This is a genomic window from Microbacterium sp. NPDC089321, assembly GCF_040684935.1.
GTDB lineage: Bacteria > Actinomycetota > Actinomycetes > Actinomycetales > Microbacteriaceae > Microbacterium.
Map to the genome: position 1 here is coordinate 396,397 of NZ_JBFBGX010000002.1, position 24,555 is coordinate 420,951.

General features: G+C 69.1%; 18 protein-coding genes and 1 pseudogene. 13 read left to right on the forward strand and 6 right to left on the reverse strand.

What is annotated here, in order from left to right; translation table 11 throughout:
* Position 1: 1 nt before the first annotated feature.
* Positions 2-790, reverse strand: coding sequence for a lysophospholipid acyltransferase family protein (locus tag AB0N59_RS09900; protein WP_363482267.1), 789 nt, complete (start codon positions 788-790; stop codon positions 2-4).
* A 160-nt stretch (positions 791-950) separates the two neighbouring features.
* Between AB0N59_RS09900 and AB0N59_RS09905 the strand changes: the two genes are divergently transcribed.
* Positions 951-1,865, forward strand: a complete 915-nt coding sequence (locus AB0N59_RS09905; RefSeq protein WP_363482270.1) for an FKBP-type peptidyl-prolyl cis-trans isomerase — start codon at positions 951-953, stop codon at positions 1,863-1,865.
* A 60-nt stretch (positions 1,866-1,925) separates the two neighbouring features.
* Positions 1,926-3,008: a 1-deoxy-D-xylulose-5-phosphate reductoisomerase gene (dxr, locus tag AB0N59_RS09910; protein WP_363482273.1), complete on the forward strand. Its 1,083-nt coding sequence runs from the start codon at positions 1,926-1,928 to the stop codon at positions 3,006-3,008.
* 58 nt (positions 3,009-3,066) lie between these two features.
* Here dxr and AB0N59_RS09915 read toward each other — a convergent pair whose 3' ends face one another.
* Positions 3,067-4,677: a UDP-N-acetylmuramoyl-L-alanyl-D-glutamate--2,6-diaminopimelate ligase gene (locus tag AB0N59_RS09915; protein ID WP_363482276.1), complete on the reverse strand. Its 1,611-nt coding sequence runs from the start codon at positions 4,675-4,677 to the stop codon at positions 3,067-3,069.
* 87 nt (positions 4,678-4,764) lie between these two features.
* Between AB0N59_RS09915 and AB0N59_RS09920 the strand changes: the two genes are divergently transcribed.
* Positions 4,765-6,078, forward strand: a complete 1,314-nt coding sequence (locus AB0N59_RS09920; protein WP_363482279.1) for a site-2 protease family protein — start codon at positions 4,765-4,767, stop codon at positions 6,076-6,078.
* Between the two features lie 21 nt (positions 6,079-6,099).
* Here AB0N59_RS09920 and AB0N59_RS09925 read toward each other — a convergent pair whose 3' ends face one another.
* Positions 6,100-7,980, reverse strand: coding sequence for a chorismate-binding protein (locus tag AB0N59_RS09925; protein WP_363482282.1), 1,881 nt, complete (start codon positions 7,978-7,980; stop codon positions 6,100-6,102).
* A gap of 188 nt (positions 7,981-8,168) precedes the next feature.
* On the reverse strand, positions 8,169-8,795 hold the full coding sequence (locus AB0N59_RS09930; protein ID WP_363482285.1) for a pyroglutamyl-peptidase I: 627 nt from the start codon (positions 8,793-8,795) through the stop codon (positions 8,169-8,171).
* A 79-nt stretch (positions 8,796-8,874) separates the two neighbouring features.
* Here AB0N59_RS09930 and ispG point away from each other — a divergent pair, with 79 nt between their 5' ends.
* The gene (ispG, locus tag AB0N59_RS09935) at positions 8,875-10,005 is read left to right on the forward strand and encodes a flavodoxin-dependent (E)-4-hydroxy-3-methylbut-2-enyl-diphosphate synthase (RefSeq protein ID WP_204977113.1); all 1,131 of its coding nucleotides are present in this window, start codon (positions 8,875-8,877) and stop codon (positions 10,003-10,005) included.
* Between the two features lie 20 nt (positions 10,006-10,025).
* Positions 10,026-10,880 (forward strand): hypothetical protein, encoded by an 855-nt coding sequence (locus tag AB0N59_RS09940; RefSeq protein ID WP_363482288.1) that lies wholly within the window; start codon positions 10,026-10,028, stop codon positions 10,878-10,880.
* A gap of 188 nt (positions 10,881-11,068) precedes the next feature.
* On the opposite strand, the pseudogene AB0N59_RS09945 reads toward AB0N59_RS09940, so the two are convergent.
* Positions 11,069-12,454 (reverse strand): annotated as a pseudogene (locus AB0N59_RS09945) (RNB domain-containing ribonuclease); the annotation flags it as partial.
* 78 nt (positions 12,455-12,532) lie between these two features.
* Between AB0N59_RS09945 and AB0N59_RS09950 the strand changes: the two are divergent.
* Genes AB0N59_RS09950 through AB0N59_RS09960 form a run of 3 tightly spaced genes read left to right on the forward strand, consistent with a single transcriptional unit; the run spans position 12,533 to position 16,179 of the window.
* Positions 12,533-13,303 carry an isocitrate lyase/phosphoenolpyruvate mutase family protein gene (locus tag AB0N59_RS09950; RefSeq protein WP_363482291.1) on the forward strand — a complete coding sequence of 257 codons (771 nt, stop codon included), beginning with the start codon at positions 12,533-12,535 and terminating at the stop codon, positions 13,301-13,303.
* 42 nt (positions 13,304-13,345) lie between these two features.
* A complete protein-coding gene (locus tag AB0N59_RS09955; protein WP_363482294.1) occupies positions 13,346-15,100 on the forward strand; it encodes a proline--tRNA ligase in 1,755 nt (584 codons plus the stop codon).
* Positions 15,101-15,144: 44 nt separating this feature from the next.
* On the forward strand, positions 15,145-16,179 hold the full coding sequence (locus AB0N59_RS09960; protein WP_363482297.1) for a TIGR00730 family Rossman fold protein: 1,035 nt from the start codon (positions 15,145-15,147) through the stop codon (positions 16,177-16,179).
* Between the two features lie 5 nt (positions 16,180-16,184).
* Here the strand turns inward: AB0N59_RS09960 and AB0N59_RS09965 are convergent, their stop codons facing one another.
* Positions 16,185-17,540, reverse strand: coding sequence for an NAD(P)/FAD-dependent oxidoreductase (locus AB0N59_RS09965; RefSeq protein WP_363482300.1), 1,356 nt, complete (start codon positions 17,538-17,540; stop codon positions 16,185-16,187).
* Positions 17,541-17,645: 105 nt separating this feature from the next.
* On the opposite strand from AB0N59_RS09965, the gene AB0N59_RS09970 reads away from it, so the two are divergent.
* The 5 genes from AB0N59_RS09970 to rbfA all read left to right on the forward strand — a co-directional run bounded on the left by AB0N59_RS09970 (position 17,646) and on the right by rbfA (position 24,537).
* Positions 17,646-19,700 carry a PhoX family phosphatase gene (locus tag AB0N59_RS09970; protein WP_363482303.1) on the forward strand — a complete coding sequence of 685 codons (2,055 nt, stop codon included), beginning with the start codon at positions 17,646-17,648 and terminating at the stop codon, positions 19,698-19,700.
* A gap of 152 nt (positions 19,701-19,852) precedes the next feature.
* Positions 19,853-20,836, forward strand: coding sequence for a transcription termination factor NusA (gene nusA / locus AB0N59_RS09975; RefSeq protein ID WP_363482306.1), 984 nt, complete (start codon positions 19,853-19,855; stop codon positions 20,834-20,836).
* Positions 20,837-20,896: 60 nt separating this feature from the next.
* Positions 20,897-21,169: a YlxR family protein gene (locus tag AB0N59_RS09980; RefSeq protein WP_363482308.1), complete on the forward strand. Its 273-nt coding sequence runs from the start codon at positions 20,897-20,899 to the stop codon at positions 21,167-21,169.
* 94 nt (positions 21,170-21,263) lie between these two features.
* Entirely contained in the window at positions 21,264-24,044 is a 2,781-nt protein-coding gene (gene infB, locus AB0N59_RS09985; RefSeq protein ID WP_363482311.1) for a translation initiation factor IF-2, read from the forward strand.
* 64 nt (positions 24,045-24,108) lie between these two features.
* A complete protein-coding gene (gene rbfA / locus AB0N59_RS09990; protein ID WP_363482314.1) occupies positions 24,109-24,537 on the forward strand; it encodes a 30S ribosome-binding factor RbfA in 429 nt (142 codons plus the stop codon).
* Positions 24,538-24,555: the final 18 nt, after the last annotated feature.

Sequence of the window (24,555 nt, forward strand, 5' to 3'; positions counted from 1 at the left end):
GTCAACGGCGCTCGTGCGGGAACGCCTGCTTGATCTTCTCGATCGGCGTCTGCGCGGGGGGCTCGTTGTACACGCCCGCCAGCTCCTGACCGCTCAGTGCGTGGATGGCGGCCATGATCTCATCCGTTGCGAGCCGGCGGGCCTTGCCGCTGGTCGCGGGACCGTGCTTCGAGACATCGATCGGCGTGCCGAACCTGACCGTCACCCGCTCGCTCGTCGACGGCATCTTCGCGCCGACCGGCATCACCTTGTCGGTGCCGATCAGGCCGACAGGCACGACGGGCGCCCCGGTCTGCAGAGCGAGGAAGGCGACGCCCGTGCGGCCCTTGTACAGACGGCCGTCGGTCGAACGAGTTCCTTCGGGGTACAGCGCGACAGCGAGATCCTGCTCGAGCAGCTGGCGCTGCTGGTCGAGCGCGTCGAGAGCGGCCTGGCCTGCGCCGCGGCGCACGGGGATGGCGCCGACAGAGGTGAAGAACTGGCGCGAGAGCGCACCCTTGAAACCGGTGCCCTCGAAGTAGCTCGACTTGGCGAGGAAGTGCACGGGCCGAGGCGCGGCCACCGGGATCGCCATCGAGTCGATGAACGACAGATGGTTGCTGGCGAGGATGACGGCGCCACTGAGGGGCACGTTCTCGCGTCCCTCGATGCGAGGGCGGTAGACCACCCGCGCGAGGGGAGCGGCGATCATCCGCCCCAGTTTGTACTTGAACCCCGCGCGCTTCGGCGTGGAGTGCTCGGCCTCCCCGGACTCGGGATCGACGGGGGTGACCGAATGCTCAGAACTCACCGGAAGAGCTTATCTTTCCGTGCATGCCGAGCATGGAATGGCGGCTGCGTCACGGGAGCACTCAGCGGCAGCAAAGCCAGGTGGTTCACTATGGAAGATCCCTGTCCTGCGAATCCGAGGTCTCATCTTGCGCCTGCGCCCCGTCACCTTTGTCTCCACCGTGGCTCTCGCCGCGCTCGTGCTCACCGGATGCTCCGGTTCGCCGAAGCCCTCGGAGTCGGCCGACCCGACCGGCAGCGCCGACGCGTGCGCACAGGCGGCTGCGCCCGGGTCGTACACCGACGGCGTCAAGGTCGACGGGGAGGTCGGCAAGCCGGCGAAGGTCACCGTCGACAAGAGCAAGAAGGTCGGCGAGGTGCAGCGCACGGTCGTCAGCGAGGGCGACGGTGAGAAGGTCGCTGAGGGCGACTACATCGCCTACGCGATGAGCGCGTTCGACTCGAAGACCGGAGACCACCTCGGCGACCTGGGGTACAAGGAGGGCGAGCTCCTTCCTCAGAACGCTCTCGCGAACCAGGCGCTCGCCGAGGCGATCGGCTGCGCCACCATCGGAACCCGCGTCGCGTTCGCCCTGCCTGCGGCAGAGGGTGCGGACTCGCAGCTGTACATCATCGACGTGCTCGACAAGGTCCCCACCGCCGCGTGGGGAGAGAAGCAGAAGCCGGTCGACGGCATGCCGACCGTGAAGCTCGCGAAGGACGGCGAGCCCGATGTCGACGTTCCCTCCGGCGACGCTCCCAAGGAGCTGACGATTTCCGTGCTGAAGGAGGGCGACGGTCCTGAGGTCGCCGACGGCGACACCACGCTGCTGCAGTACTACGGCGTCGACTGGAAGGACGGCAAGAGCTTCGACTCGTCGTGGTCGAAGGGCGCACCGTACGCTGCCCCCGGCAACACCTACGTGCCGGGATTCGTGCAGGCGCTCGCGGGCCAGAAGGTCGGCTCCCAGGTGCTTGTCGTCATCCCCCCGGCGCTCGCCTACGGCGAGGATCCCGAGGCTCATGAGCTCGGTGGCAAGACTCTGGTCTTCGTCATCGACATCCTCGCGACGCAGCACGCGCCCGCTGGGCAGTGACCGACTGACGAGAGGGTGGCGATCCGGCGGGGTCGCCGCCCTCTCGCATAGGCTGGCGGCATGCGTCGCGTCATCGTCCTCGGCTCCACCGGCTCCATCGGCACCCAGGCGCTGGACGTGATCCGCAGCAATCCGCGCCGCTTCGAGCTCGTCGGCATCGCGGCGGGCAGCAACGGCGAGATGCTCGCAGAGCAGGCTGCCCAGTTCCAGCTGGAGCACACCGCTCTCGGCGCCGCAGACGCGGAGCAGATGGTGCGGGACGTCGAGGCCGACGTGGTGCTCAACGCCATCACCGGCTCCATCGGGCTCGGATCGACCCTGGCGGCGCTGAAGGCGGGGCGCACGCTCGCACTCGCCAACAAGGAGTCGCTCATCGTCGGCGGAGAGCTGGTGCGTGCGGCAGCCGCCCCCGATCAGATCGTGCCCGTCGACTCGGAGCACTCCGCCCTCGCCCAGGCGCTGCGCGCCGGCACCCGCGCCGAGGTCGGCAGGCTCGTGGTCACGGCATCAGGCGGCCCCTTCCGAGGCCGTACCCGGTCGGAGCTCGTCGACGTCACACCCGCCCAGGCTCTCGCCCATCCCACCTGGGACATGGGGCGCATGGTCACCACGAACTCGGCGACGCTGGTGAACAAGGGCCTGGAGGTCATCGAGGCGCATCTTCTGTTCGACGTGCCGTACGACGACATCGAGGTGGTCGTGCACCCGCAGTCGATCGTGCACTCCATGGTCGAGTTCGTCGACGGCTCGACCATCGCGCAGGCGTCGCCGCCCGACATGCGCCTGCCGATCTCGCTCGGCCTGGACTGGCCGCATCGCGTAGGAGGCATCGGACGCCCGCTCGACTGGCGCACTGCGACCAGCTGGACCTTCGAGCCGCTCGACGACGAGGCCTTTCCCGCGGTCGCGCTGGCCAAGGCCGTCGGCCGCGCCGGCAGCACGTTCCCTGCGGTCTACAACGCCGCGAACGAGCAGGCCGTGCACGCCTTCCACGACGGCCGCCTGACCTTCCTCGGAATCGTCGACACGATCCAGAGGGTCATCGATGCTCATGACGCGCCCGATGAGCTCACGATCGAGGCGCTCGCCGAGGCCGAGGCCTGGGCGAGGGCGAAGGCAGATGCCCTGATCGCGGCGTCCTGATCATCGAAAGAGCCGACCGCCCGGAATGGGCGGTCGGCTCTTTCGGTCGATGGCGGCGTCAGTCGGTGTACGGGACTGGCCAGTGGGATTCGGGGGCCGGCCATCCCGCGGCGATGAGCGCCCGGCGGGCGAGCTCGCGCGCGGAGTACGGGGTGCGCACACCCCGGATGTCGCGGTAGTCCTGGTGCCCCGGTCCCGCCCACAGGATGGCGTCCCCGTCTCCGACCAGGCTCACGGCGGTGACGATCGCGTCCTCCGGTGGCGAGACCTCATGGATCTCAGCGTCGGGGCGCGCCCGGCGCGCGCCCTCGACGAGAGTGGCGCGAATCGACGCCGGGTCCTCGAAGCGGGGGTGATGGTCGGTGATCACGAGGATGTCGCTGCCCTCGACAGCCGTGCGGGCCATGTCGGAGCGCTTGGTCGCGTCGCGGTCGCCGTCAGCGCCGAACAGCATGAGCACCTTGCCCGGTGTCACACGGCGCACGGCTGCGAGCGTCTTCTCGAAGGCATCCGGAGAATGCCCGAAGTCGACGTACACGGCAGGCCCGGTCTGGCCCGAGATGAACTGGGTGCGGCCGGGCAGGTGCGCGACGATGCGGCCGTCGCGGGCGAGGGCATCCGTGATGCGCTCCCAGGAGTAGCCGCCCTCGAGCAGCATGACGATCGCGAGTCCGGCGTTGGCCGCCATGTGCGGACCGATCACCGGCACGACCGTCGACAGGGTGCGTCCGCCGGGGCCGGTCAGAGTGAATGCAGTGCCGCTGGGGCGCTCGTCGTCGATCGTGACGACCCAGGCGGCCGATGCGGCGGTTTCGGGGTCTGCGGCGATCGCCGGCGTGCCGACGGTCACGACGGGAACGGTGGCACGGTCGACGACGACCGCTCCCGAGGGCGAGTCGACGCTGATCACAGCACGACGCGAGCGCTCTGGGGTGAACAGCGGCAGCTTCGCCTCGAAGTACTCGTCCATGTCGGCGTAGTCGTCGAGGTGGTCATGCGAGAGATTGGTGAAGCCCGCGACGTCGAACATGATGCCGTCGACGCGGTGCCGCGAGAGCGCCTGGGCGCTGACCTCGACCGCGACGGCCTCGACATGGCGCTCGCGCATGAGCGCGAGCAGGGCGTGCATCTCCGACGCCTCAGGAGTGGTCAGTCGCGAGACGATGACCTCGCCGGCGATGTGTCGCTCAGCGGTCGACGACAGGCCCGACACGACTCCGATCTGGTCGAGCAGTCCCTGCAGCAGGTGCGACACGCTCGTCTTGCCGTTGGTGCCCGTCGTACCGAAGAGCAGCGGAAGAGGATCGCCGGCGCCCGTGCCGTAGACCCAGGCGCTGAGCGCGCCGAGCACTCCACGTGGGTCGTCGACCACGATGACGGGCAGACCCGACGACGCGGCGATCTCGGCTCCCGCCTCGTCGGTGATGACCGCGACGGCGCCCTGATCGGCGGCGGTCTGCGCGAACTCGGCGCCGTGCTTGTTCACACCCTGGATGGCGACGAATGCCTCTCCTGCACGGAGGTCCGCGGTGGCGAGGGTGATGCCGCTCAGGTCGACGCCGGCGATGTCACCGCGGACGTCTCGGGCGAAGCGGTCGGCCAGCTCGGTCAGAGCACGACGGGGTGGGTCGGCCGGACGGAGCACTGGGGGCAGCGATGTCGTGGTCATATCCCGTCCATGATCTCACGCGACCCGCTCGCGCCCGCTCCGGTCCGGATCCAGGCGATTCCTCAGCGCTGCGGTTAGCGTGGTCGGGTGGAGATCCTGCTGTACCTGGGCGGCGTCGTGTTCATGCTGATCGGCCTCGGCCTCTCGATCGGACTGCACGAGGTCGGTCACCTGCTGCCCGCGAAGCTGTTCGGTGTGCGCGTCGGACAGTACATGATCGGGTTCGGACCGCGTCTGTGGTCGAAGCGCATCGGCGAGACCGAGTACGGCTTCAAGGCCCTCCCGCTGGGCGGCTTCATCTCGATGTCGGGCATGTACCCGCCGTCGGCCAGGAGCACTCCGGCCCGCGGCGTCTTCGCTTCGCTGGTGCAAGATGCGCGCACCGCGAACGACGAGACGATCGCCGACGGCGAGGAGCATCGGGTCTTCTACCGCCTGCCGGTGTGGAAGCGCGTGATCGTCATGCTCGGCGGTCCCGCGATGAACTTCCTGCTCGCGATCGCGATCTTCACGATCATGGCATCCGGAATCGGGGTCCAGCAGGCGAGCACGACCGTCAGCGCCGTCACCGAGTGCGTGCTGCCCGCCGGCAGCACACAGCAGGCCTGTGCGGCCGACGACCCCGTGGCGCCCGCAGCCGAGGCGGGTGTCGAGGCAGGCGACGTGCTCGTCAGCGTCGGAGGCCAGCAGGTGCAGACATTCGCCGAGGCATCGGAGATCATCCAGCGCTCGCCGGGAGAGCCGCTCGACATCGTCGTCGATCGCGACGGTGAGAACGTGGATCTGACCCTGACGCCCGTTGCGGCCGAACGGGGAGAGGTGGATGCCGAGGGTCGCCCTGTGGTCGATGCGAACGGCGATCCCGTGACGCGCACGGTCGGCTACGCCGGCATCTTCGCGCAGCAGGAGTACGTGCCGCAGCCGCTCGCCACCGGCACGGAGCTCGCTCTGCAGCAGACCGGTGCCGTCGCCTCGCTGGTCGTGAACCTTCCGGTCAAGCTGTGGAATGTGGGAGTCTCGCTGGTCACGGGCGCTGAGCGCGATCCGAACGGCCCGCTCAGCGTGGTCGGCGTCGGGCGACTCGCGGGAGAGGTCGCGGCGACGGACGCCCCGGTGCTCAACCGCCTCGTCGTTCTCATGAACCTGCTCGCAGCGCTGAACATCGCCCTGTTCGTGTTCAACCTCATCCCGCTTCTGCCGCTCGACGGGGGCCACATCATCGTCGCGCTGTGGGAGGGCGTGAAGCGGGCGTGGGCGAAGCTCACCGGCCGTGCTGAGCCCAAGCCCGTCGACGCCACCAGGCTCGTGCCGGTCACCGTCGTGGTCGCGGTGCTGCTGATCGGCATGGGAGCTCTGCTGATCATCGCCGACCTCGTGAAGCCGATGAACCTGCTCGGCTGACGCGTTCCAGCGGCCCCGCGTTCAGGTGAGGGCGTGCGCCGTCAAACGCTCGAGGGTCTCGAGCCCGTCGCGCGACAGGATCGACTCGAGGTGGCCCTGCACCGAGGCGAAGCGCTCGCCGCGCAGCGCGTAGACGTCTCCGCTGTCGGCATCCGCCGACACCTCGGCATCCCGCACCCGAGTCGTGCCGGGGGCGACGCGAGCGGTGAACGTGTTGTAGAACCCCACCGATGCGTTCTGACCGAACACCGGCACAGTCTTCTGCACGCCCTGATGCGGGAGGTCGAGCGGAACGAGGGAGATGCCGAGACGATCGGCGAGGATCTGGTGGCTGAGGCACACGGCCAGCAGCGGCGCGCCGGCGTCGCATCGTCGTGCGACCACGTGCTGCATCCGCGTGATGCGGGCTGACGCGGCGTCGCGCGGGTCTCCTGGTCCGGGGCCGGCGACCACAAGATCGGCGGCATCGATCGCGGCATCGGTCACGGCATCCCAGCTCGCGATCTCGACGTCCAGTCCGAGGTGGCGCAGCTGATGAGCGAGCATCGTCGTGAAGCGGTCTTCGGCATCGACGACCAGTGCATTCCGGCCCGCGAAGCGACCCCCGGGATGGGCGTCCTGCGGCTGCACCCAGAAGTCGGCGAGTCGCGTGTTGCGGGATGCCAGGAGTGCGGCGATCTCGGGGTCGTCGGCCAGTCTCGCGTCTGCCGGGGCGTCGTCGTCGCGCGCCTCAGCGGCGCGGTCCCGCTCGATGGCGCCGATGGCCCCCAGGACGCCCGCGGCCTTCCCGTGCGTCTCGTTCACCTCTCCCTGCGGATCGGAGTGACGCACCAGTGTGGCGCCGACCGGCACCCGCAGACGGCCGCCGTCGAGATAGACGGTGCGGATCAGGATGGGGGCGTCGAGATCGTGCCCGCCCTCCGCGTTCGGGGTGAACAGGGCGGCGACGCCCGAGTAGTAGCCGCGAGGCGACTGCTCGTGCCGGCGGATCACGGCGCACGCGTTCTGCATGGGGGAGCCGGTGACGGTGGGGGCGAACATCGTCTCGCGCAGGATGTCGCGCGGGTCGAGGCGGCTGCGCCCGCGCAGCATGTACTCGGTGTGAGTCAGCCGCGACATCTCCTTCAGGTGCGGGCCGGTGATGCGGCCGCCGTCGGAGCAGACCTGGCTCATCATCTTGAGCTCTTCATCGACGACCATGAACAGCTCCTCGGTCTCCTTCGTCGACGAGAGGAACTCGGTCAGCGACTCGCGTGTCGCCCCGCCCGCGGGGTGACGGAAGGTCCCTGAGATCGGGTTCATGGTGACGACGCCGTCGCGCGCGACGACGTGCGCCTCAGGGCTGGCGCCGACGGCGATCTGGCCGGGGGTGATGACGGCGAAGGTCCAGTACGCCCCGCGCTCGTGCTCGAGCAGCGCACGGAACCAGGTGAGCGCCGCGGTGCGGTCGTCGGCATCGAAAGCGGCGCGGTAGTCGCGGCGGATGACGAAGTTCGCGCCCTCGCCGTGGCCGATCTCGTCGGCGATGACCCGTCGGACGATCTCGGCGTAGTCGTCGTCGGAGATGTCGAACCCGCCGTCGGTGAGTGCGATCGGCGCATCGGGGAGTGCCGCGATCAGATCCGCGGGGTTCAGCTTCTCGTGCTCGGAGACCACGATGCATCGCAGCGGGGTGCCGTCGTCGTCGGCGTCGAATCCGCGCTCGCGAACCTGGCGGTATGGCACCATCGCGAAGACTTCGCGTGCCTCGGGCCCGTCGCCCAGCGGGATGTCGGCGAGACGGTCGACGTCGAGGAGTTCGCCGGTGAGCAGATCGACGCCGCCGTCGCGCGCGATGAGCACGAACGATGCCTCGTGGTCTGCGGCGAGCTCTGCCAGACGGGCAAGCGGAAGTGCGGTCATCGGGGTCTCCTCGGTCGGGGATCCGGTGCGGACAAAAAAAGACCGCCCCGGGAGGCGGTCTGATCTCGTGGGTACGCGAATCACCGCCTAGAAGGCGGGCCACCAGGAACGGGTCGCGGACATACCGTGAAAAGTAGCACATCGTGCTTCGCCGGTCGGCGCGTGTGACGTAGGGGAGTGACGATGCGTCACCAGATGGCACCGCCTGGCTCAAGGCGCTCGGGCTCGAAGACCAGGTCGACGCAGCGGCGCACCGCCCGCGCGATCACGTCGTCGGGCAGACTCGGCGCATCAGCAGGCGCCGTCGACATCGACCAGGGCACGTGCACGAAGCCGGCCGGCACTGTGGCGCGCACCGCCCCCAGAGCCGTGTAGAGCACGTGGTTGCACACGTAGGTGCCCGCCGACAGAGAGGCACGGGCGGGTATTCCCTCCTCGTCGAGCGCCGCGACCATGCGCTTGACCGGTGCCGTCGCGAAACGCGCCGCCGGTCCGTCGGGTTCGCAGGGCTGGTCGATCGGCCTCGCGCCGTCGTTGTCGGCGATCCTGGCATCCATCAGATTGATGCCCACCCGCTCGACGGCGACCCGATCGCTGCCGCCGGCGAGACCGGTCGCGATCACCGCGTCGGGGTCGTGCTCGTCGATCAGCGAGCGCAGCCGCAGCGCGGAGCCTGCGAACGACACGGGCAGAGTCGCGATGATCAGCCGCTCGGAGCCGTCGTACGACGCTGCGACGGCCGCGACCGCATCGGCCGACGGGTTCCGGCTGTCGCCGCCGAAGGCCTCGAACCCGGTGAGCAGGATGGTGCGCATGGAACACGAGCCTACGGACATCCAGCCGACCCCGATCCGGCGACGGTAGCCTGGAGTCGTGCCTGCAGTGAATCTTGGGATGCCGCGCGTCCCCGAAGTCCTCGCCCCACGTCGCAAGTCCCGTCAGATCCGGGTCGGCAAGGTGCTGGTCGGCGGCGACGCCCCGGTCAGCGTTCAGTCCATGACGACCACGAAGACCACAGACATCAACGGCACGCTGCAGCAGATCGCCGAGCTGACGGCCTCCGGATGCGAGATCGTTCGCGTCGCCGTCCCGTCCCAGGACGATGCGGATGTGCTGCACATCATCGCCAAGAAGAGTCAGATCCCGGTGATCGCCGACATCCACTTCCAGCCGAAGTACGTCTTCCAGGCGATCGACGCCGGCTGCGCGGCCGTGCGCGTCAACCCTGGCAACATCCGCAAGTTCGACGACCAGGTCGGCGCGATCGCGCAGGCTGCGAAGGCGGCCGGAGTCTCCCTTCGCATCGGCGTGAACGCGGGCTCGCTGGATCGCCGCCTGCTCGAGAAGTACGGCAAGGCCACGCCCGAGGCGCTCGTCGAGAGCGCCGTGTGGGAGGCATCGCTGTTCGAGGAGCACGACTTCCACGACTTCAAGATCTCGGTCAAGCACAACGATCCCGTCGTGATGGTGAAGGCATACCGCCAGCTCGCCGAGCGCGGCGACTGGCCCCTGCACCTCGGTGTGACCGAGGCCGGTCCCGCGTTCCAGGGCACCATCAAGAGCGCCACCGCCTTCGGCATCCTGCTCGGCGAGGGCATCGGCGACACGATCCGCGTATCGCTGTCGGCTCCTCCCGCCGAAGAGGTGAAGGTCGGCCACCAGATCCTGCAGTCGCTGAACCTCCGCGAGCGCAAGCTCGAGATCGTCTCGTGCCCGTCGTGCGGTCGCGCTCAGGTCGATGTGTACACGCTCGCCGAAGACGTCACCGAGGGCCTCAAGGACATGACAGTCCCGCTTCGCGTCGCCGTGATGGGCTGTGTCGTGAACGGCCCGGGCGAGGCTCGCGAGGCCGACCTCGGCGTCGCATCGGGCAACGGCAAGGGGCAGATCTTCGTGAAGGGGGAGGTCATCAAGACCGTGCCCGAGGCCGACATCGTCGCCACCCTCATCGAAGAGGCCAATCGCATCGCCGCCGAGATGGGCGCCGACGCCCCGCTCGGCACCGCACAGGTCGTCACCGGCTGACGCCCCGACAGGAAGAACACATGCAGTCGACGCTCGTCTCCTTTCCTGATGGCGCTCTCACCGGCGAGGGCGAGGTGCTGCTCGTCGATCAGGCCGCGTCCGTCGTGATCCTCGACGCGACGCCGTTCCACCCTGTCGATCACACCTGGCCCGACCAGCCTGGCGACGCCGGCGTGATCACATCCGGCGACGTGCGGGTGCGCGTCACCGAAGCGGTGATGGCGGCGATCAGCGACGAGGGTGCGCTCGCCGTCGGATCCGACATCCCGGTCAAGCGGGGCGGCGAAGGATGGACATGGATGGTCGGTCATCGCACCGACGGCGCCATCCCCGCTGATATCGCGGTCGGCGCGCGGGTCGCGCTGGAGGTGGATGCCGATCGCCGTGCGTCGCTGAGCCGCGGGCACACCGCGTGCCACCTGGCATCGCTCGCGCTCGACGCCGCGCTGGCCGACCTCTGGCGCAAGGAGATCGGCGCCGACCCGCTCGGCAATCCGGACTTCGAGGGCAAAGCGAACCAGTCGAGCCGCATTCACGCGGATGGCAGCGTCGACGAGTACCGCCTCGGCAAGAGCCTGCGCAAGGCCGGCTTCGACTCCGAGGGGTTCGCGTCTTCGCTCGCCGAGCGCCAGCAGCGGATCAACGAGATGCTCGCGGGCTGGGTCGCATCGGGCGGAGAGAGCCGCATCGTCGTCGACGGGCCGAGCATCATCGACCGCCGCTCGTGGCGCTGCACCCTGCCTGAAGGCGAGGTCGGCTTCCTCTGTGGTGGCACGCACGTGCGCTCGCTCGCGGAGTTCGAGTCGATCACGGTGTCACTCGATCTCAGCGACCCGCAGCTGCTCGTCATGACGACCACCGCTGTAGCGGCCTGATCGCCGCCGGTCACCATATTGCGCAGAGGATGCGCACCGCATCCTCTGCGCTGAGTCCCTCGCGGCGAGCCGCGGAGGTGAGCGCCCGGGCGGCACGCGCCACCTCCTTCGAGACAGGGGCGGCGGATCTGCTCACACGCGTGCCCGCTTCCGCTACGCGGTGAACTCGACGGTGCCTCCGAGACATCGACCGCGGCCACGCGCAGCTGCACGGTCGCGCCCGGCTCGACACCGGCGGCGACGGGCGCCGTCGCCGTCACGGCGGGGTCGGCGATCTGCACCGCGGCGCGATCTTCGCCGCGCAGCTCGATGATGGTGGCCTCGACCGTCTGGCCGACCAGGGGCTGCAGCAGAGCAGCCTCGACCCGGTTGATCGTCTCGGCGTCCAGCCGCGATGCCCGCTGCGCGGAGTCCTGCATCAGAGCGGGCAGCAGGGGCAGCGACTCCCGAGCCCACGCGGGTGCCGCCTCACCCTGAGACACAGCGAGGCAGATGGTCAGCGACCAGCGGTCGACCAGGCGACGCAGGGGAGCGGTCGTGTGAGCGTACGGGGCGCCGATCGCGGCCTGTGCGAGGTCGCCTTCGGGGAGCTGCCCGTCGAAGGTGATGTAGCCCGCGCCGCGGAACAGGGCAGCAGCCGCTTCGAGCACCGGCAGCGTCACAGGGTCGGCTGTGTCGAGCGCACGCAGATACTCGCCGTACCGACCCCTGGTCCATGGGCGACCCAGAGCCTCGGTCTGCCGCCGGAACCTGTCGAACGCGCGCTCGTCCGGCTGGGGCATGGTGCGCAGCACGCCGACCTTCGCGTCGATCATCAGTTCGGCGGCGGCCATACCCGTCATCAGCGACAGCTGCGCATTCCAGTCCTCGATCGGCAGGGGGCGGCGGCGCTCGATGTCGTAGCGGCCGTCGTCACGCTGCACGACCTCCTCATCAGGGAGGTTCAGGCTCGCGCCGCCTCGCTCTGCCTCCTGCGCTCGCCGCAGCTCGCCTATCTCCCGCAGCAGAGAGAGGTGGTCGTCGTCGCCGCGGTCGACGGATGCCTGTGCCGAGGCGTAGTCGAGCTGGGCGCGCGAGCGGATGAGCGCGCGCTCCAGCCGGAACCCGGTCTTGGCCCCCTCAGCGTCGAGGGCGAAGGTCCAGACGAGTGCGGGGCGCTCGACCTCCGCCAGCAGCGACGCGCGATCCTCCGACAGCACCCGCGGATGCAGAGGAATGTTCCCGTCGGCGAGATACAGGGTCTGACCGCGCAGACGCGCCTGGGCATCGAGGGAGCCTCCTGGCTGGACGAAGCTCGGCACATCGGCGATCGCATAGCGCACCTGATATCCCGAACCCGCGCGCTCGAGCTGGAACGCCTGATCGAGGTCCTTCGAGCCCAGCGGGTCGAGGGTCACGAACGGCACGTCTCGCAGATCCAGGTCGGGCGCAGGGGCGCTCGCCGCCCCGGCTTCGGCGATCGCCTCGGGCGGGAACTCGACCGGCGCCTCGATACCAGCCCGAAGCGCCGCCAGCGCCTCAGCGAGCTCGCTCTGCTCGGCGGAAGAGGAGACGTGTGATCGACGCTGAGGCATGCACCCACCCTACGCACGGGCTCCGCAACCTCGGGTAACAGCGGCCCTCCGTCGGTTCTCGCCCAGTAGCGTGATGACATGACGAACGCTGACAAGGCCCGCACCCTCATAGACCTCTACGAAGCGCCGGAGATCCTGCGCGTCGTCAACATCTGGGACGTCGTCTCGGCGAAGGCCGTCGCCGCTCTGCCCGAGACGAAGGCCCTCGCCACCGCCGGCCACTCGATCGCCGCGACCTTCGGATACGCGGACGGCCAGATCCCGCGCGACATCATGATCGATTTCGTCGGCCGCATCGCCGCCGCCGTCGACCTGCCGGTCACGGCCGACCTCGACGACGGCTACGGCGACGCGGGGGAGACCACTCGCCTTGCGATCGCCGCCGGGGTCGTCGGCGCGAACATCGAAGACCGACTCGCGCCCTTCGCAGAGTCGGTCGCGAAAGTCGAGGCCATCGTGAAGGCGGCCGAAGCCGAGGGCGTGCCCTTCGCCCTCAACGCCCGCACCGACGCGATCGTGCGCGGTGGCGACAAGCCGCTCGCCGACAAGCTCGCGGACGCCGTCGAGCGCGGTCGCGCGTTCATCGATGCCGGCGCGACCGCCGTCTTCGTGCCCGGCGTCCTGGATGCCGACGCCACCCGAACCCTCGTCGAGGGAATCGGGCACAACAAGGTCAGTGTCATCGGCCTTCCGGGCGCGCTCACGGCTGCCGAATACGAGGCGCTGGGAGCATCGCGCATCTCTTACGGACCGCTCACGCAGCGCGTGGCGCTCACCGCCCTGCAGGACCTCGCCACCGACCTGTACGCGAACGGTGTCATCCCTCAGAGCACCCGTGCACTGAACTGACCCACGACGGAACGCGCGATCACGGGTCACTAGACTTGGCCCGTGATCACCCGTCTGTCGAACTTCTTCCTCCGCACGCTCCGTGATGACCCGGCAGGCGCCGAGGTCGCCAGCCACAAGCTGCTGATCAGAGCCGGGTACATCCGTCCGCAGGCGGCCGGCATCTTCGCCTGGCTGCCGCTGGGTCTGCGTGTCAAGGCGAAGATCGAGGCGATCGTGCGCGAGGAGATGGCTGCGGCCGGAGCGCAGGAGGTGCACTTCCCCGCGCTCATGCCGCGTGAGGCCTACGAGGCGACCGGCCGCTGGGACGAGTACGGCGATCTGCTTTTCCGTCTGCAGGATCGCAAGGGCGGCGATTACCTCCTCGCTCCCACGCATGAGGAGGCGTTCACCCAGCTGGTGAAGGACCTGTACTCGTCGTACAAGGATCTCCCGCTGACGATCTACCAGATCCAGGACAAGTACCGCGACGAGGCGCGGCCGCGCGCCGGTCTCCTGCGCGGTCGCGAGTTCACGATGAAGGACGCGTACTCGTTCGATGCGTCGGACGAGGGGCTCGACGCCAGCTACATGGCGCAGCGTGATGCATACGAGCGCATCTTCCAGCGACTCGGTCTCGAGTACGCCATCGTTCAGGCCGACGCCGGTGCGATGGGTGGCTCACGCAGCGAGGAGTTCCTGCACCCGACCCCTGTCGGCGAGGACACCTTCGTGCGCAGCGAGGGAGGGTACGCGGCGAACGTCGAGGCCTACACCACCACCGCTCCGCATGCTGTGGGCTGGGACGGCGTTGGTCCGGCGACGATCTTCGACTCGCCCGACACCCCGACCATCGACACGCTCGTGGCCCACGCCAACGCCGTGCTCGACGGCGAGTACACCGCGGCCGACACGCTCAAGAACGTGGTCCTCGCTCTGTCGCACCTCGACGGCTCTCGGGAGCTGGTGATCGTGGGCATCCCGGGCGATCGCGAGGTCGACATGAAGCGCGCCGAGGTCGCCTTCGCGCCCGCCGAGGTCGAAGCGGCGACCGACGCGGACTTCGAGCGCAACCCGCTGCTCGTGCGCGGCTACATCGGCCCGTGGTCAGAGACCGGCGCGGTGCTCGGCGAGGAGTCGGCGACCGGCATCCGCTACCTGGTCGACCCGCGCGTCGCCGACGGCACCCGGTGGATCACCGGCGCCAACATCGACCAGAAGCACGCGCACACCGTCGTCGCGGGGCGGGACTTCATCGCCGACGGCACGGTCGAGATCGCGAACGTCCGCGAGGGCGACCCGGCGCCGGACGGCTCAGGCCCCGTCTCACTGGCTCGCGGCATGGAGATCGGCCACGTCTTCCAGCTCGGACGCAAGTACGCCGAGGCTCTCGGTCTGAAGGTGCTCGACCAGAACGGCAAGCTCGTCACGGTCACCATGGGGTCTTACGGCATCGGAGTCACGCGCATCCTCGCGATCATCGCCGAGCTGAACAACGACGACAAGGGCCTGATCTGGCCGGCATCCGTCGCTCCCTTCGACGTCCAGGTCGTCGCCGCAGGTCGCGACCAGATCGCTTTCGACGTCGCGGAGGACATCTCGAACCAGCTCGAGGCAGCCCGGCTCGAGGTGCTCTATGACGATCGCAAGAAGGTGTCGCCCGGTGTGAAGTTCGGAGACGCCGAGCTCGTCGGAGTGCCCAAGATCGTGGTCGTCGGCCGTGGGGCGGCCGAGGGGCAGGTCGAGCTGTGGGACCGCGCATCCGGTGAGCGCGAGGCGCTCTCGGCCGCCGAGGCCGTCGCACGACTGACCCGCTGACCGCGCCTGCGGCCCGTGTCTCCACCCTGTGCCAGGGTGGAGACATGACCGACGCCACGCTGAACGACGACCTGCGCCACGAGCTCACCGCGCTTCTCGACAAGGCCGGCATCCGCGCGGAGCGCGGTCTCGTCGCCAGGCTGCTGCAGACCTCGCTGTCGCTCGGGATGGAGAACACAGACCGTCTCGATCTGAAGATCGCCTCGGCCGCCCTGCAGGAGATGCACCTGGCGTTCCGGCTGTTCCAGCCGTTCCACCACGTGCCCAAGGTCACCGTGTTCGGCTCTGCGCGGACCGGCGAGGACGACCCGCTCTACCTGCAGGCCCGGGATGTCGCTTCGGCGCTTGCAGACGATGGCTGGATGGTCGTCACCGGCGCGGGGCCGGGGATCATGCAGGCCGCCGCGGAGGGCGCCGGATCGAAGATGTCACTCGGCGTCTCGATCCGCCTGCCGTTCGAGGAGCGTGCGAACACGATCGTCGCCGAGAGCACGCAGGTCGTGTCGATGAAGTACTTCTTCACCCGCAAGCTCATGCTCATCAAGGAATCGCGCGGGTTCATCTGCCTGCCCGGCGGGTTCGGCACGATGGACGAGATGTTCGAGCTGCTCACCCTCCAGCAGACCGGAAAGGCCGAGCCGATGCCGATCGTGCTGCTGGATGCGCCGAACGGCACCTTCTGGGGCGGCCTCAAGCGCTTCGTCGACGAGCACCTCGCGCCCGCAGGCGTGATCTCGCCACACGATCTCGATCGCGTGCTGATCACCGACTCCGTCGAGGAGGCGGCGGCCAGTGTCACCGGCTTCTGGCGCAACTACGACTCTCTGCGCTGGGTGGGCGACCGACTGGTGCTGCGGCTGGTGCACACGCCGACGGATGCCGAGATCGAGAGCCTGAACGAGCACTTCGGACACATGTGCGCGTCCGGCCGCATCGAGCGCACCGAACCGCTCGATGTGGAACGGACGGCGGGCGACGTCGTGGACCTGCCTCGCCTGGCGCTGCACCTCGAGCAGCGCAGTGTGGGCGGCCTGTATGCGCTGATCCGCGCGATTAACGAGCTGCCGTCGGCAGGCTGACCGCGTCAGCCGTCGGCGGATCGCTCCCTGTCGACGATCGCGGCGGCGAAGGCCGCGCGATCGACGGGATGCCCGAGGACGCTCTCGGCCGAGCGGCGGCCCGAGGCGTAGGCGGCGCCGACCGTCGCGGGCTCCTCGCCCCACGTCGCCTCGCCTGCGAAGCGCAGTCCGCCCGCGAACGGTCCCGCGAGCGCGTCGTGGTCATGATGCGAGGCGCCGATCGGCAGGTGAGAGTAGGACCCACGAGAGTACGGGTCATCTCCCCATCGGGTCACCCACGACCTCAGGGGCTGCCCGACCGCATCGCCGTACAGGGTGCGCAGTGCGTCCACCGAGTCGGCCACGATCTCGGCATCCGGAAGAGTCTGGAGGTGACGCCCCAGCGGACCGGCGGCGAAGGTGAGCAGAGTGGGGATGCCGCTGACCGCGGACACGTCGTACCAGGAGTGCCAACGCCCGCCGGCCTCGCCGAGAGCGCGGATCACATACGAGCCCTCGTTCCAGAACCGCTCGGCGAACTGCACGAACACCTTGTTGAACACTCCCATCCCGAGCTTCGCGATGCTCACGGATGCGCGTTCGGGCAGTGGCGGGTCGAACGTGATGGCCCCCGCCTGCAGGACTCCGAGCGGAACTGTGACGACGACGTCCGCGGCGTCGAAGGAGCCATCTCGGGTGCTCACGACCCAGCCCTCGCCGTGGCGGCGAATGGCGTCGACGACGTGATCGAGCCGTACGTCGAGCCCGGCGGCGATCCGCCGGGGCAGTTCGTCGTAGCCCCGCGGAAAGATGACCTCATCCCCGTCGATGGCATCCTCGTCCAGGCCGTGCGCGTCGAGGTCGCCGATCCACGCTCCGCACTGCTCCTCCACCCGATGGCGGAAGAACTCCCGGATCTCATGGATCCGCTCGGGGCCAAGCCCTGAGGCATCGAGCGCCCTCTCGGTCACGTCGAGATAGCTCTCACCGGGGGAGGAGCCGGCTATGACAGCGCTCAGCGAGCGGTCGACGGCCTCCACGTCGGAGATCCACCGTGCCGCCGCGACCGCGTCCATCCGCGCACCCGATCGGTCGAAGTGCTCCATGGGCCGCCCGCCGACCTGAAAGCTGCCGACCGTGAACTCGATAGTCGGGATCGAGAGCGCCTGCACCAGCTCCCACAGCTGCGAACCCCGAATGCCATGGATCCACGACGCTCCGAGGTCGACGGGAAACCCTGCGCCGCGGTCGGTCGACATGCGGCCGCCGATCCTGTCGCGGGCCTCCAGCACCACGACCCTCCGGCCGGCGTCCGCCAGCATTCGCGCGCAGGTCACGCCCGCCATTCCCGCACCGACGACAACAGTGTCGAATCGCTCCATGCACCCAGTATGCGCATCAGGTGCGCGGAGCATTAAAGCTCCGTTCACCTTCGCGTCAACAGTCCGCGGCATCCTGGCACCGATTCGCACCGACGAGGAGGACCGATGTCCCTGACCGAACCCACCCGACGCAGCCTGCCGATGGCCGACCACGTGCGCGGCAAGCGCTCGGCGGTCACCTGCCAGCTCAAGTGCGCCAACGCCTGCCTCGGTGCCGAGTGCAACACCTCGGCCAACGAGGACTTCCGCTCCATCGCCTCGGCCGTCTTCTCACGCCGCGCGCTGTTCGGCCTCGGCGCGGCCGCAGCGGTCGCCGTCGCGGTCGGCGTCGGGCGCCCCACTCCGGTCTCCTCGCCGGCGGCGGCCGGAGCGACCGGTGCCGGTGCGGCGTTCGCCCGACCCGGTCGCGCCGGACTCCCGTTCAGCGCCATCCCGCCGGTGCCTGCGGACGTCGACGCTTTCACTGTCCCCGACGGGTACACGTGGAAGCCCATCATCCGCTGGGGCGACCCGCTCTTCTCTCGAACGCCCGCATTCGACATCCGGAACCAGACGCCCAAGGCGCAGGCAGAGCAGTTCGGCTACAACAGCGACTACCTCGACATCGTCGCGGACCCGAGCGGCAAGACCGGCGTGCTGGTCAACAACCACGAGTACGTGAATCCGAACCTCATGTTCCCGGAGACGACCGACGCAGCGGAGCTGCGCCGCAGGGGCGATATCTACAAGGCGGCTCAGGGCATGTCTGTGGTCGAGATCCGCCGCCGCAAGGTCGGCGAGCCGTGGGAGTACGTCGTCGACGGCCGCCGCAACCGGCGGCTCACGGTCGAGACGGTCTTCGAGCTCACAGGTCCTGCAGCGGGATCCGACCTGGTGAAGACCGCAGCGGATCCGGAAGGTCGGTGGGTGCACGGAACCCTCGGCAACTGCGCGGGCGGCACCACTCCGTGGGGAACCATCCTCTCGGGCGAGGAGAACTTCAACGGCTACTTCGCCTGGGCTGCCGACACCCCTGAGCAGAAGCGCTACAGCAGCTCGGCCACGACGAGCACCTCGACCGGGTGGGAGGCCTATGACCCGCGCTTCGACGCGCACTCGGCCGAATACGTCAACGAGCCCAACCGCTTCGGATACATCGTCGAGGTCGACCCGCAGGATCCGACGTCGACTCCGCGCAAGCACACCGCCATGGGCCGGTTCAAGCACGAGGGTGCCAACGTGCACGTCGCGGAGGACGGCCGCGTGGTCGCCTACATGGGCGATGACGAGCGCAACGACTACCTCTACAAGTTCGTCTCGAAGAACCGCATCTCGGGCTCGCGCAAGAAGAACCTCACCCTGCTGAGCGAGGGCGATCTGTACGTCGCGAAGTTCCGCGGCAGCTCTCCGGCGGCGGAGATCACCGGCACCGGCGCACTCCCGGCCGACGGTGCGTTCGACGGCACGGGAGAGTGGCTCCCCCTGACGCAGCGCGGAGAGAGCGTCGTGCCCGGCTTCACCACCGAGGAGGTTCTGGTCTACACGCGCCTCGCGGCTGACGCGGTCGGTGCGACGAAGATGGACCGCCCCGAGGACGTCGAGCCGAACCCCGTCACCGGCAAGGTGTACGTCGCACTCACCAACAACTCCCGCCGCACCGCGGTCGACGAGGCGAACCCGATCACGGGCAATCGATACGGACACGTGCTCGAGCTCACCGAGACCGAGGGCCAGGCCGGCCGCCGGTTCGGGTGGAGCGTGCTGCTGCTCTGCGGCGACCCGAGCACATTCGAGAACGCCTATTTCGCGGGCTTCCCGAAGGAGCTGGTCTCGCCGATCTCCTGCCCCGACAACGTCGCGTTCGATTCGAAGGGCGACCTGTGGATCTCGACCGACGGCGCGCCGAGCACCATCGGGTACGGCGACGGGCTCTTCAAGGTGCCGCTGACCGGCTCCGAGCGCGGGCACGTGCAGCAGTTCCTGTCGGTTCCCCGCGACGCAGAGACCTGCGGTCCGGTGATCCACGACCAGGAGGGCCTCGTGTTCGTCGCGGTGCAGCATCCGGGCGAGGACGGCAGCTTCGAGCAGCCGCGTTCGCTGTTCCCCGACTACGGATCGAGCGCTCCGGGTGACGTCGCCGACGCACCGCGCCCGTCTGTCGTGCAGGTGCACCGGATCTGATCCCGAGCATGGCAGCCGGCGCGGATGCAGAGCGCCGCGCCGGCTGTCGTGGGCGCCTCCCGAGTAGCGCGTCATCTCGAGGTTTCGGCTATTCTGGTCTGATGCCCGCGGAGCACTCTTCCGCGGAGAGAGCTGAATAGAGGAGACCGCTGATGGACATCGAACTCGGACTGCTGCGCGGAATCGAGAAGGAGAAGGCGATCCCCTTCGACGAGCTCGTGTCGATCATCGAGCAGGCCATCCTCACCGCGTACGGCAAGCACGTCTCCGAAGACGGCACGGTCCCTTCCGGCGTGCGCGTCGAGCTGGACCGCAAGACCGGGCACGTGGCCGTGCTGCAGCCTGTCACCGACGAGGACGGCGCGGTCATCGGCGAGGAGGAGGCGACTCCCGAGGACTTCGGCCGCATCGCCGCCTACGCAGCCAAGCAGGTCATCAGCCAGCGTCTGCGCGATATCGCGGACGACGCCGTGCTCGGTGAGTTCCGGGGCAAGGAGGGCGACATCGTCGCCGGCGTCATCCAGCAGGGTCCCAACCCTCGCATGATCCACGTCGACCTCGGCACCGTCGAGGCGATCCTTCCGCCTGAGGAGCAGGTGCCGGGCGAGGAGTACGCCCACGGTCGCCGGCTCCGCGTGTACGTCACCAGCGTCGCCAAGGGTGCCAAGGGCCCGCAGATCACCGTGTCGCGCACCCACCCGGGTCTCGTCCGGAAGCTGTTCGCGCTGGAGGTGCCCGAGATCGCGGGCGGTCTCGTCGAGATCGTCTCGCTCGCGCGCGAGGCGGGCCACCGCACGAAGATCGCCGTCAAGGCCAACGATCCGTCGGTCAACGCGAAGGGCTCCTGCATCGGCGAGATGGGCCGTCGCGTCCGCGCCGTGACCGAGGAGCTCGCGGGCGAGAAGATCGACATCGTCGATCACCACCCCGACCTCGCGACCTTCGTCGCGCACGCGCTCTCTCCGGCCAAGGTCACCTCCGCGTTCGTGCTGGACGCGAACACGAAGGCCGTCCGCGCGCTGGTGCCCGACTACCAGCTGTCGCTCGCGATCGGCAAGGAGGGGCAGAACGCTCGTCTGGCCGCGAAGCTCACCGGCGCGAAGATCGACATCCAGCCCGACAGCGTGATGGAGTGACCCACCGCCACCCGTCCGCACGCGGTGCGGCGGGCATCGGTCTGCGTGGCGAGGTGTAAGATGGAACCTGTACGAACGTGCGTAGGTTGCCGCGGTCGTGCCTCTCGAACCGCCCTGGTCAGGGTGGTCGTGCAGAACGACCGGCTCGTCATCGACGAGCGGGCAGCTCTGCCCGGGAGGGGCGCGTGGCTGCATCCTTCGCCCGAGTGCCTGGACACCGCCCTGCGGCGACGGGCCTTCGCACGAGCACTCCGCGTGCCGCCGTCCATCGGTTTTCCCGAGGCGGAGGACGCGCAGACCATCCAACGGTACTTCCACCGGAACAAAGGCTGAACGGCTATGGAAACAAAGTGAACGGCTCGAAATGAGACCCGTCCGCGACTAGTGGTCTGCCCTGCCTGGGCGGACCGACCCAGACAGGAGAATTGTGGCTGCCAAACCACGTGTGCACGAGATCGCCGCTGAACTCGGCGTCGACAGCAAGTTCGCGCTCGCGAAGCTCAAGGAGCTCGGCGAGTTCGTGAAGAGTCCGTCTTCGACGGTGGAGCCCCCGGTGGCGCGCAAGCTGCGCGCCGCGATCGAGGCTGACCCGAACGCGAAGCCGGCTGAGAAGACCGAGGCGAAGCCGGCGTCCAAGCCCGCCGCCTCGTCCAAGGCCCCGACGCCCGGCCCCAAGCCCGGCCCGGTCAAGAAGGCGGCTCCCGCCGAGGCGCCTGCGGCGGCTGAGGCCCCCGCTGCGCCTGCGGCTCCCGCCGAGTCCGCGCCGAAGTCCGGCGCGCCCACTCCCGGCCCCGCAAAGCCCGCGGCTCCCAAGCCCGGCGGCAGCGCGCCGGCTGAGAGCACCCCGAAGCCCGGCGGTGCCCCGAAGCCCGGCGCCCCGCGTCCGGGCAACAACCCGTTCTCTTCCGCGCAGGGCATGGGACAGCGTCCCGCAGGCCCGCGTCCTGGCAACAACCCCTTCGCCTCGGCGCAGGGCATGGGACAGCGTCCGACGCCAGGCAACATCCCGCGTCCGCAGGCTCCCCGTCCCGGTTCGCCCCGCGTCGGAGCCCCGCGTCCCGGTCGCCCCGGCGGCGCCGGAGCACGTGGCGGTCAGGGCGGTCGTCCCGGTGCACCGTTCCAGCAGCGTCCCGGCGGTCCCGGCCGTCCGGGTGGCGCTGGTGCAGGTGCGGGCGCCGGTGGTGGCTTCCAGCGTCCTGGCGGCGGATTCGCCGGTCGTCCCGGTGGTGGCGGCGGTCGCGGCCGTGGTCCCGGCGGTGGCACCGCGGGTGCGTTCGGCAAGGGCGGCGGCAAGAGCAAGCAGCGCAAGTCGCGTCGGGCGAAGCGTCAGGAATTCGAGATGCGGTCGGCGCCGGTCGTCGGCGGCGTCAACGTCTCGAAGGGCAACGGCGAGATCATCCGTCTGCGTCGCGGCGCCTCGATCGCCGACTTCGCCGACAAGCTCGAGGCCCTGAACGGCTACACCGTGCAGCCCGGCACCCTGGTCACCATCCTCTTCAACCTCGGCGAGATGGCCACGGCCACCGAGTCGCTCGATGAGGCGACCTTCGAGGTGCTCGGTGCCGAGCTCGGCTACAAGATCCAGATGGTCTCGCCCGAGGACGAGGACAAGGAGCTCCTCGAGGGCTTCGGTCTCGATCTCGAGGCCGAGCTCGAGGCTGAGAGCGACGAGGATCTCGAGATCCGCCCGCCGGTGGTCACCGTCATGGGCCACGTCGACCACGGAAAGACGCGCCTGCTCGATGCGATCCGTCAGTCGAACGTCATCGCGGGTGAGGCCGGCGGCATCACCCAGCACATCGGTGCGTACCAGATCTGGACCGAGCACGACGGCATCGACCGTGCGGTCACCTTCATCGACACGCCGGGTCACGAGGCGTTCACCGCCATGCGTGCCCGCGGTGCGCAGGTCACCGACATCGCGATCCTGGTGGTCGCCGCCGACGACGGCATCATGCCGCAGACGGTGGAGGCGCTGAACCACGCTCAGGCGGCCGGCGTGCCGATCGTCGTCGCGGTCAACAAGGTCGACAAGCCCGAAGCCAACCCGGCCAAGGTCCGTCAGCAGCTGACCGAGTACGGTCTGGTCGCCGAGGAGTACGGCGGAGACGTCATGTTCGTCGACGTGTCGGCCCGTAACGGCACCGGCATCCAGGAGCTCGTCGACGCCGTCCTCCTGACGGCGGACGCAGGTCTCGACCTCACGGCCAACCCGAACAAGGCGGCCCGTGGTGTCGCGATCGAGGCGAAGCTCGACAAGGGCCGCGGTTCGGTCGCCACCGTGCTGATCCAGTCCGGCACGCTGCGCGTCGGTGACGCGATCGTCGCCGGCACCGCGTACGGCCGCGTGCGCGCCATGCTCGACGAGAACGGCGAAGCCGTCGCCGAGGCAGCGCCCTCGCGTCCGGTGCAGGTGCAGGGTCTGAACTCCGTGCCGCGCGCCGGTGACGTGTTCATCGTGACCGACGAAGACCGCATGGCTCGCCAGATCGCCGAGAAGCGCGAGGCCGTCGAGCGCAACGCCCTGCTGGCCAAGGCCCGCAAGCGCATCTCGCTCGAGGACTTCACCCGTGCTCTCGAAGAGGGCAAGGTCGAGACGCTCAACCTCATCATCAAGGGTGACGTGTCGGGTGCCGTCGAGGCGCTCGAGGAGTCGCTGCTCAAGATCGAGGTCGACGACTCGGTGCAGCTGCGCATCATCCACCGCGGCGTCGGTGCGATCACCGAGTCGGATGTTAACCTGGCGACGATCGACAACGCGATCATCGTGGGCTTCAACGTCCGTCCCGACACGAAGGCGCGCGAGGCGGCTGCCCGCGAGGGCGTCGACGTGCGGTTCTACTCGGTCATCTACTCGGCGATCGACGAGATCGAGAACTCGCTCAAGGGCCTTCTCAAGCCCGAGTTCGAAGAGGTGCAGTCGGGCGTGGCGGAGATCCGCGAGGTGTTCCGCTCCTCGAAGTTCGGCAACATCGCCGGTGTCATCGTCCGCTCGGGCACGATCACGCGCAACGCCAAGGCGCGCGTCATCCGCGACGGCGTGGTCATCGCCGATGGCCTCGCCATCGAGTCGCTGCGCCGCTTCAAGGACGACGTCACCGAGGTGCGCACCGACTACGAAGCCGGTATCGGCCTCGGCAAGTACAACGACATCCAGATCGGCGACGAGATCGAGACGACTGAGCTCGTCGAGAAGCCTCGCGGCTGATCACAGCGATACGGTGAGGGGCGCCTGCGGGCGCCCCTCATCTGTCCTCAGAAGGAACAGGAACATGGCTGGAGAACGACAGGCACGACTCGCGGACCGCATCCGCGTCATCCTCGCGGAGCGTCTCGAGAAGGGTCTTCGCGACCCGCGTCTCGGGTTCGTGACGATCACGGAGGTGCGCGTCTCAGGCGACCTGCAGCACGCCACCGCCTTCTATACCGTGCTCGGCACGGATGAGGAGCGCATCGCCAGCGGTGCTGCGCTCACCTCGGCGACCGGGCTGCTGCGCAAGGAGGTCGGTCGTCAGCTGAACGTGCGGCTGGTGCCGACCCTCGAGTTCATTCCGGATGCTCTGCCCGAGAGCGCGGGACACATCGCCGACCTGCTCCGCGAGGCGCGTGAGCGCGATGCCGAGGTCGCCAAGCTGGCCTCGTCGGCCACGCACGCGGGCGAGGCCGATCCCTACCGTCGCGACGACGAGGACGAGGACTGATCCGACCTGCTCCCGTGC

What these genes read in the sequence shown, in the direction of transcription:
- dxr (WP_363482273.1), top strand. Translation starts at nt 1,926, where the DNA reads ATGCGTCGCGTCATCGTCCTCGGCTCCACCGGCTCCATCGGCACCCAG.
- AB0N59_RS09915 (WP_363482276.1), bottom strand. Translation starts at nt 4,677, where the DNA reads ATGACCACGACATCGCTGCCCCCAGTGCTCCGTCCGGCCGACCCACCC.
- AB0N59_RS09925 (WP_363482282.1), bottom strand. Translation starts at nt 7,980, where the DNA reads ATGACCGCACTTCCGCTTGCCCGTCTGGCAGAGCTCGCCGCAGACCAC.
- AB0N59_RS09930 (WP_363482285.1), bottom strand. Translation starts at nt 8,795, where the DNA reads ATGCGCACCATCCTGCTCACCGGGTTCGAGGCCTTCGGCGGCGACAGC.
- ispG (WP_204977113.1), top strand. Translation starts at nt 8,875, where the DNA reads ATGCCGCGCGTCCCCGAAGTCCTCGCCCCACGTCGCAAGTCCCGTCAG.
- AB0N59_RS09940 (WP_363482288.1), top strand. Translation starts at nt 10,026, where the DNA reads ATGCAGTCGACGCTCGTCTCCTTTCCTGATGGCGCTCTCACCGGCGAG.
- AB0N59_RS09950 (WP_363482291.1), top strand. Translation starts at nt 12,533, where the DNA reads ATGACGAACGCTGACAAGGCCCGCACCCTCATAGACCTCTACGAAGCG.
- AB0N59_RS09960 (WP_363482297.1), top strand. Translation starts at nt 15,145, where the DNA reads ATGACCGACGCCACGCTGAACGACGACCTGCGCCACGAGCTCACCGCG.
- AB0N59_RS09965 (WP_363482300.1), bottom strand. Translation starts at nt 17,540, where the DNA reads ATGGAGCGATTCGACACTGTTGTCGTCGGTGCGGGAATGGCGGGCGTG.
- AB0N59_RS09970 (WP_363482303.1), top strand. Translation starts at nt 17,646, where the DNA reads ATGTCCCTGACCGAACCCACCCGACGCAGCCTGCCGATGGCCGACCAC.
- nusA (WP_363482306.1), top strand. Translation starts at nt 19,853, where the DNA reads ATGGACATCGAACTCGGACTGCTGCGCGGAATCGAGAAGGAGAAGGCG.
- AB0N59_RS09980 (WP_363482308.1), top strand. Translation starts at nt 20,897, where the DNA reads ATGGAACCTGTACGAACGTGCGTAGGTTGCCGCGGTCGTGCCTCTCGA.
- rbfA (WP_363482314.1), top strand. Translation starts at nt 24,109, where the DNA reads ATGGCTGGAGAACGACAGGCACGACTCGCGGACCGCATCCGCGTCATC.